The following is an 8,186-nucleotide window of genomic DNA, read 5'->3' as shown; positions in this document are numbered from 1 at the left end:
CACGGTGGCGATCGAGAACACCTACCGCCTGTTCGAGGAGGGCGAGCCGTTCCGCAAGTCCGTGGTGGCGGGCGCCGCCAGCATCGCCAAGCCGACGCTGATCTCGACCCTGTCGATCTGCGCCGCCTTCGTCTCGGTGTTCGCGCTCGCCGACACGCCGAAATACCTGTTCACGCCCCAGGCGCTCGCGGTCGTGTTCGCGATGCTGACCTCGTACCTGCTCTCGCGCACCCTGGTGCCGGTGCTGATCGACGTGCTGGTGGCGCGCGAATACGCCGAGCGCCACGGGGGCGGCGCAGAGCCGCCGCGGCGCGGGCGCGTGGCGCGGGCGCTCGGGCTCCTCGGGCGGCCGTTGTTCCGCGTGGCCGGGCGCTTCAGGCACGGCTTCGAGGCGCGGTTCGCCCGCTTCCAGCGCGGCTATCTCGGCCTGCTGCACGTGGTCGTGCGCCGCCGCCTCGCGACGCTGGCCGCCGTCGCGCTCGTCTTCCTCGGCAGCGCCGGGCTGTTCACCTTCGTGGGGCGCGACTACTTCCCGCAGGTGGCCTCGAGCCAGCTCACGCTGCACCTGCGCACCCGCCCCGGCATGCGCATCGAGACCGCCGAGCAGGTCTTCGCCGCCGTCGGCAGCACGGTGCGCGAGGTGATCCCGGAGGGCGAGATCGAGCAGATCCTCGACAACATCGGCCTGCCCTCGAACAACTACAACTTCGCGTTCTCGGACGGCTCCTTCGTCGGCTACAACGACGGGCAGATGCTGATCAACCTGCGCGAGGGCCACGGCGACGTGCTGGCCTACACCAAGCGCCTGCGCGAGGTGCTGCGCGAGCGCTTCCCCGACGTGGTCGCCTATTTCCAGCCCTCCGACATCATCACGCAGATCCTGAACTTCGGCACGCTGGCGCAGATCGACATCCAGGTCTCGGGACGGAACGCCGAGAAGGACCTCGCGGTCGCCCAGACCATCGTCCGCCGCCTCAAGGAGACTCGCGGCGCCGTCGACGTGCATCTCCACCAAGTCGTCGGCACACCGCAGTTCTTCGTCGACGTCGACCGCCGGCTGGCCTCGGAACTCGGCCTGACCCAGCAGCAGGTGGCGCAGGGGCTCAACGTCTCGCTGTCAGGCTCCTTCCAGGTGACGCCGAATTTCTGGACCGATCCGAAGACCGGCATCCCCTACCAGCTCTGGGTGCAGACGCCGGAATACCGCAACGATTCGCTCACCGCCCTCCAGAACACGCCGCTGCTGGTGCAGGCCAACGCCGACCAGCCGGGCGTGCTGACGCTGCTCTCCAGCGTCGCCACCTTTCGCCGACAGGGCACGCAGACGGTGGTCAACCACGTCAACACCCAGCCGACCTACAACGTCTACGCCGCGGTGCAGGATTCCGACCTCGGCTCGGTCGCGCGCGAGATCCGCACCATCGTCGAGGAGGAGCAGAAAAGCCTGCCCGCCCCCGACAGGATCGTCGTGCGCGGTCAGATCGAGAACATGGAATCGGCGTTCCTGCGGCTGGGCGTGGGCCTGAACATCGCACTGATCGCGGTCTACCTCCTGATGGCGGTCAACTATCAGAGCTGGGGCGACCCGTTCGTGGTGCTGGCCGCCCTGCCGCTCGCCTTCTGCGGCATCGTGGCGAGCCTGTTCATCACCGGCACCACCTTCTCGATCCCGTCGCTGTTCGGCGCGATCATGTCGGTGGGCATCGCGTCGGCGAACTCGATCCTGCTCGTCACCTTCGCCCGCGAGCACCGCGAGGCCACCGGATGCTCGGCGATCGAAGCGGCGTTGCTCGCCGGCGAGACGCGGCTGCGCCCGGTGCTGATGACCGCCGGCGCGATGTTCCTCGGGTTGATCCCGATGGCGCTCGGCACCGGCGAGGGCGGCGAGCAGAACGCGGCGCTGGCGCGCGCCGTGATGGGCGGCATCGCCTTCGGCACGCCGGCGACGCTCCTGTTCGTGCCGTTCCTCTACACGCTGCTGCGCGCCGGCACGGTGAAGACGCCCGAAGATTATGCCTGAGACGGGACGAGCTCCGCCACCGCGCCGGGCAATTCCGAAAAGTGCGCGATCACCCGGTCTGGGCCGAGCTGGTCCACCGGCGTGTCGGTGTAGCCGAAGGTCACCGCGACCACCGGGATGCCGGCGGCCTTGGCCGCGTCGATGTCGGCGCGGGAATCGCCCACCATCACCGCGCGCGCCGGATCGCCTCCGGCTTGCGCGATCGTCAGGGTGATGTGGCGCGGGTCGGGCTTGCTGTAGGGGAAGGTCGCGCGCCCGCAGATCGCGGCGAAGCGCGATCCGATGCCGAGTCGGTCGAGCAGGTCGACGGCGTGCGCCTCGACCTTGTTGGTGCAGACGGCCAGCCGGAAGCCGTCGGCCTCTAGCCGGTCGAGCGCCGCGACCACGCCCGGATAGAGGTGCGAGCGGTCGCACAGATGCGCGCCGTAATGCGCCAGGAAGTCGGCGAAGAGCGATTCGTGCTTCTCCCGGCTCAGCTCCCTGCCGGCCGCCTCGAAGCCGCGGCGGATCAACGCCTTCGCGCCGGCCCCGATCAGTTCGCGCGCCTCGGCCAGCGGCAGGTCCGGCAGGCCCTCGCGCCCGAGGAGCACGTTCAGCGTCCCGATCAGGTCGCCCGCCGTCTCGGCGAGCGTCCCGTCGAGGTCGAACACGGCAATCTTCGGCAGCGATGACATCGGGTGTTCCGTGGGGCGGGAAGGATGGGTCCTCGCTACCGGCCGGGCGACGGCGGGGCAAGGTGCCCGGTATCAGGCCGGCGCCCCAGACTTGCCCGAAACCGCGCGGAAAGGAGGGGCGTCATCCCGCCGGGACCGCCCATGACGATCCGTCCGCCCGTCCTCGCCGTCCTCGCCCTCTGCGCCGGCCTGCTCGCGCCCGCCGCGGCGCGCGCCGCCTCCTTCGAGTTCGTACCGGCGCCGCAGGCCGACCTCAACCGGATGTACCGGGTCGACAAAGTCACCGGCGAGGTCACCTCGTGCCAGTACGGCCTGCAGGAGGGCGGCGGCGGCATCGGCCTGACGGTGTGCTTCGCCGCCGGCGAGGGGGCGGGCGCGCAGCCCCCGTCCGAATACGGCCTCGTCGCGACGCGCCACACCCGCGAGGCGGGGGTGTTCCGGGTCAACTACCGCACCGGCGAGATGAGCATCTGCTTCGTGCTGGTGAAGAAGGAGCAGGTGGTCTGCACCCAGCAGACCAACCCGGCCGAGGCGCCGCTCGTCGGCGCGGTTCCGGGCCGCGCGGGGGCCGGTGCGACGCCGCCGCAAGGCGGCCGGCCCTGATGGCTCCGCACCGGGCGCGGCCCCGAACGCCGGGCTTGGCCGTCGCGGTGCCTTTCCGGCTGAACGGTCGGCATGTTAGGGGCAGCCGCACGCCACTGGGACAGATCGGCATCCTTCGCATGCGCCCATCACCGAGCATCGACCGCGGGACGGCGCCTTGAGCGGTCCGGATCTCCGCCGGGCGGCCGCGGCCCGCGCCCTCGACCTCGTCGAGCCCGGGATGAGGCTCGGCCTCGGCACCGGCTCGACCGCGGCCGCGTTCGTCGACCTCCTCGGCGAGCGCGTGCGCGCGGGTCTGGACGTCGTCGGCGTGCCCACCTCCGAAGCGACGCATGCGGCTGCGAGGAAGGCCGGAATCCGGCTCGCGACGCTGGAGGACCTGCCGCAGCTCGACCTCACCATCGACGGCGCCGACGAGGTCGATTCGGACCTGCGCCTGATCAAGGGCGGCGGCGCCGCGCTGCTGCGCGAGAAGATCGTCGCCTGCGCGAGCCGGCGCATGGTGGTGATCGCCGATGCGACCAAGCACGTCGCGACGCTCGGGGCGTTTCCGCTGCCGATCGAGGTGAACGCCTTCGGCCTCGCCGCGACCCGCATCGGCGTCGCGGCGGCGATCGAGCGCGCGGGCTGCGCCGGTGCCGTCGCCCTGCGCGAAGCCCCCGACGGGTCGGTCCTCGTCACCGACGGCGGACACCGCATCCTCGACGCCCGCCTCGGGCGCATCCCCGATCCCGAGCGCCTCTCCGCACTGCTCTGGGCGGTGCCGGGCGTGGTCGAGCACGGCCTGTTCCTCGGCATCGCCACCGCGGCGATCCTCGCCGAGGCGCGCGACGGCCGCGCCGAGATCACGGTGATCGGCAGCCTTGCATGACCGCCTTCGCGCCGCGTACGGCGCGGCCGTCGTCCCTTATCCTCAAGCCTGGAACGTCCGGAATGCCCGTCCTGTCCCGCCGCATCATCCCCGTCCTGCTGGCGGGTCTCGTCGCCGCCGCACCCGGATCGGCCGGCGCGCAGGCGACCAAGCCGCCCGCGCAGAAGCCGCCTGCGGCCAAGCCGGCGCCGCCCCCGGCCACGCCGGCCGCGGCACCCGCCCCGGCGCTCGGTGCGAACCACCTCGCGCTGGCCCGCGAGGTGATGTTGAATTCCGGCATCGCGCGCTCGTTCGATTCGATCATCCCGGCCTTCGCCGAGCAGATCAAGCAGCAGACGGTGACGCGGCCGGACCTCGGCAAGGACCTCGACGAGGTGCTGGTCTCGCTGGCGCCGGAGATGGAGTTGCAGAAGCAGCGCATGCTCGACACCGCCGCGCGCATCTACGCGACGAAGCTCGCCGAGCCCGAGTTGCAGGAGATCGCGGCCTTCTTCCGCTCACCCGCCGGCAAGCGGTACGTCGAGAGCCAGCCCCAGGTGCTCGACGAGATGGTGCAGGCGATGCAGACCTGGACGCAGGACGTCTCGGAATACGTGATGGTCCGCGTCCGCGCCGAGATGGGCAAGCGCGGCCATCAGATGCAGTGAGCGGCCGGCGCCGTCCGCACGGCCGCGTGGTGGACGGCCGGCCTCGCCGCTGCCATCACGGGGCATCGCGATGCCGGCTTCCGGACCCCTTCCGTGCCCGACGGGACCACACCATGAGCGAGACCTACGACGTCGATCTGTTCGTCATCGGCGGCGGCTCCGGCGGGGTGCGGGCGGCCCGGATCGCGGCCGGCCACGGCGCCCGCGTGACGCTCGCCGAGGAGTACCGCGTCGGCGGCACCTGCGTGATCCGCGGCTGCGTGCCGAAGAAGCTGATGGTCTATGCCGGGCGGTTCCGTGACGAATTCGAGGACGCGAAAGGCTTTGGCTGGACGCTGGACACGCCGCGCTTCGACTGGGGCGTGCTGAAGCATGGGCGCGACGCCGAGGTGGCGCGGCTGGAGGGCATCTACGACGCCAACCTGACGCGGGCCGGCGTCGCGGTCGTGCCGCAGCGCGCCGTCATCGAGGACGCCCACACCGTCCGCCTCGTCGGCAGCGGCGAGCGGGTCCGCGCCAGGGTCATCCTCGTCGCGGTCGGCGCCCATCCCGTGAAGGAGCCGGCGATCCCCGGTGCGAACCTCGCCATCACCTCGAACGAGGTGTTCGCGCTGGAGAGCCTGCCGGAGCGCATCCTCGTCGTCGGCGGCGGCTACATCGCCGTCGAGTTCGCCGGCGTGTTCGCGAGCCTCGGCAGCCGCACCACGCTGCTCCATCGCGGCGACCGCCTGCTGCGCGGCTTCGACGACGAGATCCGCGACGCGCTGGGCGACGCCTACGCCCGGCGGATGACGCTGAGGCTCGGCCGCACCGTGCACAAGCTGGAGCGCGGCGACGGCGCCGTCGTCGCGACGCTGGACGACGGCGGGACGATCACGGCCGATCAGGTGCTGATGGCGACGGGGCGACGGCCGAACGTGGCCGGCCTCGGCCTCGACCGCGTCGGCATCGAGACCGATGCGGCCGGGGCCATCCCTGTCGATGCCTATTCGCAGACCGTCGTGCCCTCGATCTACGCCGTCGGCGACGTCACCAACCGCGCCAACCTCACGCCCATCGCCATCCGCGAGGGCCACGCCTTCGCCGACACGGTGTTCGGCGGCAAGCCGGCCTGCGTCGATCATCGCCTGATCCCGACGGCGGTGTTCTCGACGCCCGAGATCGGCGTCGTCGGCCACAACGAGGACGTGGCGCGCGCGACCTTCGGGCGGATCGACGTCTACAAAGCGCGCTTCCGGCCGATGAAGGCGACGCTCTCGGGGCGCGACGAGACGATCCTGATGAAGGTGCTGGTCGATTGCGCGACCGACCGGGTCGTCGGCGTCCACGTCTTCGGCCACGATGCGGGCGAGATCATCCAGGCGGTCGGCATCGCCGTGACCATGGGCGCGACCAAGGCGGATTTCGACCGCACCATCGCGGTCCATCCGACGGCGTCGGAGGAACTCGTCACCCTGCGGGTGCCGGCCGTGACCAAGCATTCGGTGGCCGCCGGCTGAGGATCGGTCCCGCGCCGGCCCTCGACGGCGGGCTCCGCCGGGCCATATCAGGCCGATGGGCAAGCGACAGACCGGCAGGCGACAGATCGGCAGGCGGAATCCTGAGACGGGCGAACCGGCCCGGCGCGGCGACGCGCAGGCACGCCGGCAGGTCGTGATCGACGGCATGCTGGCCGATGCCCTGCGGCCGGCCCTCGCCACGAGCCTGCCGGGCCAGGATGCGCTCGCCCCCGACATCCGCGGCGCGATCGCGGCGCTGCTCGCCAAGGCCGCGGCCCGGCGCACCCGCTGCCTGACCTACGAGGACCTGGAAGCGTCGCTGCCGCCCCGCGACGTCTCCGCCGAGGATCTGGAGGCGATCTTCTGGGTCCTGGCCGAGCACGGCATCGAGGTCGAGGACGGCGAGAGCTGACCTCCGGTCCTACCCGATCCGCGCGCAACCGACCTCGCCCCCCCGGAAAAACCGCTCTATAAGCCGCGCTTCGCGCGAAGGATCGCCGCGCGGGGACGAGGCGCCGAGCGGTGCGTGGGAGTTGACGATGGGCGAGCGTTGGACACCGAAGACCTGGCGCGGCCTGCCGATCCAGCAGGTGCCGGCCTATCCGGACCCGGCCGCCGTCGAGGCGGTCGAGAGCCAGGTCGCGAGCTTCCCGCCGCTGGTCTTCGCCGGCGAGGCGCGCAAGCTGAAGGCCGCGCTCGCCCGCGTCGCGGACGGACGGGCCTTCCTGCTCCAGGGCGGCGACTGCGCGGAGAGCTTCGACGAGCACTCGGCCGACAACATCCGCGATTTCTTCCGCGTCTTCCTGCAGATGGCGCTGGTGCTCACCTTCGCGGGTGGATCGCCGGTGGTGAAGGTTGGGCGCATCGCCGGCCAGTTCGCCAAGCCCCGCTCCTCGCCGACCGAGACCCTCGACGGGCTCAGCCTGCCGAGCTACCGCGGCGACATCGTCAACGGGCTGGCCTTCACCGAGGCGGCGCGCATCCCCGATCCGCGCCGCCAGATCGAGGCGTACCGGCAGTCGGCGGCGACGCTCAACCTGCTGCGCGCCTTCGCCACCGGCGGCTACGCCAACCTCGAGAACTCGCACCGGTGGATGCTGGGCTTCGTCAAGGACAGCCCGCAATCCGCGCGCTATGCCGACGTCGCCGAGCGGATGACGGAAGCCCTCGACTTCATGCGCGCCATCGGGATCAACCCCGAGACGCACCAGGAGGTGCGGACCACCGACATCTACACCAGCCACGAGGCGCTGCTGCTCGGCTACGAGGAGGCGATGACGCGGATCGATTCGACGAGCGGCGACTGGTACGCCACCTCAGGCCACATGCTCTGGATCGGCGACCGCACCCGTCAGCCCGACCATGCCCATGTCGCGTATGCCCGCGGCATCCGCAATCCGATCGGCCTGAAATGCGGGCCCTCGATGGAGGTCGATGGCCTGATCCGGCTGGCCGACATCCTGAACCCCGGCAACGAGGCCGGCCGGCTGAGCCTGATCTGCCGGTTCGGCGCCGACAAGGTCGGCGACCATCTGCCGAGGCTCGTCCGCGCGGTCGAGCGGGAAGGCCGCAGCGTCGTCTGGGTCTGCGACCCGATGCACGGCAACACGATCTCGGCCGGCCGGTACAAGACGCGGCCCTTCGAGAGGGTGATGCAGGAGATCGAAGACTTCTTCGGCGTCCACCGCGCGGAGGGGACGGTGCCGGGGGGCATCCATCTCGAGATGACCGGCAAGGACGTCACCGAGTGCACCGGTGGCGCGCGGGCGCTGACGACCGACGACCTGCAGGACCGCTACCACACCTATTGCGATCCACGCCTCAACGCGGAGCAGGCCCTGGAGGTGGCGTTCCGCACGGCCGAGCTGGTCA

Annotated in this window: 8 protein-coding genes; 7 read left to right on the top strand and 1 reads right to left on the bottom strand. The window is 71.3% G+C overall.

Annotation, left to right across the window (positions count from 1 at the left end; translation table 11 throughout):
* Positions 1-2,020 (top strand): efflux RND transporter permease subunit (locus ACFE86_RS19715; RefSeq protein WP_375457021.1); only part of this gene is annotated, 2,020 nt, incomplete at its 5' end.
* Here ACFE86_RS19715 and ACFE86_RS19710 read toward each other — a convergent pair.
* Entirely contained in the window at positions 2,011-2,694 is a 684-nt protein-coding gene (locus ACFE86_RS19710; RefSeq protein WP_375457020.1) for an HAD family hydrolase, read from the bottom strand. The genes ACFE86_RS19715 and ACFE86_RS19710 overlap by 10 nt on opposite strands.
* 141 nt (positions 2,695-2,835) lie before the next feature.
* Here ACFE86_RS19710 and ACFE86_RS19705 point away from each other — a divergent pair, with 141 nt between their 5' ends.
* The 6 genes from ACFE86_RS19705 to ACFE86_RS19680 all read left to right on the top strand — a co-directional run.
* Positions 2,836-3,297, top strand: a complete 462-nt coding sequence (locus tag ACFE86_RS19705; protein WP_375457019.1) for a hypothetical protein — start codon at positions 2,836-2,838, stop codon at positions 3,295-3,297.
* 157 nt (positions 3,298-3,454) lie between these two features.
* Positions 3,455-4,168, top strand: coding sequence for a ribose-5-phosphate isomerase RpiA (gene rpiA / locus ACFE86_RS19700; RefSeq protein ID WP_375457018.1), 714 nt, complete (start codon positions 3,455-3,457; stop codon positions 4,166-4,168).
* 71 nt (positions 4,169-4,239) lie between these two features.
* Positions 4,240-4,815 (top strand): DUF2059 domain-containing protein, encoded by a 576-nt coding sequence (locus ACFE86_RS19695; protein WP_375457023.1) that lies wholly within the window; start codon positions 4,240-4,242, stop codon positions 4,813-4,815.
* A 113-nt stretch (positions 4,816-4,928) separates the two neighbouring features.
* Positions 4,929-6,314, top strand: a complete 1,386-nt coding sequence (gor, locus tag ACFE86_RS19690) for a glutathione-disulfide reductase (protein WP_375457017.1) — start codon at positions 4,929-4,931, stop codon at positions 6,312-6,314.
* A 166-nt stretch (positions 6,315-6,480) separates the two neighbouring features.
* Entirely contained in the window at positions 6,481-6,726 is a 246-nt protein-coding gene (locus tag ACFE86_RS19685) for an RNA polymerase sigma factor region1.1 domain-containing protein (protein WP_375457022.1), read from the top strand.
* A gap of 127 nt (positions 6,727-6,853) precedes the next feature.
* Positions 6,854-8,186 (top strand): class II 3-deoxy-7-phosphoheptulonate synthase (locus tag ACFE86_RS19680; RefSeq protein WP_375457016.1); only part of this gene is annotated, 1,333 nt, incomplete at its 3' end.

Source organism: uncultured Methylobacterium sp., from assembly GCF_964244095.1.
Classification (GTDB): Bacteria; Pseudomonadota; Alphaproteobacteria; order Rhizobiales; family Beijerinckiaceae; genus Methylobacterium.
This window is presented reverse-complemented; position numbering and strand designations above follow the sequence as displayed.

Excerpts from the sequence above, each read along its gene's own strand:
- ACFE86_RS19710 (WP_375457020.1), bottom strand. The coding sequence starts at position 2,694 with ATGTCATCGCTGCCGAAGATTGCCGTGTTCGACCTCGACGGGACGCTC.
- ACFE86_RS19685 (WP_375457022.1), top strand. The coding sequence starts at position 6,481 with ATGCTGGCCGATGCCCTGCGGCCGGCCCTCGCCACGAGCCTGCCGGGC.
- gor (WP_375457017.1), top strand. The coding sequence starts at position 4,929 with ATGAGCGAGACCTACGACGTCGATCTGTTCGTCATCGGCGGCGGCTCC.
- ACFE86_RS19705 (WP_375457019.1), top strand. The coding sequence starts at position 2,836 with ATGACGATCCGTCCGCCCGTCCTCGCCGTCCTCGCCCTCTGCGCCGGC.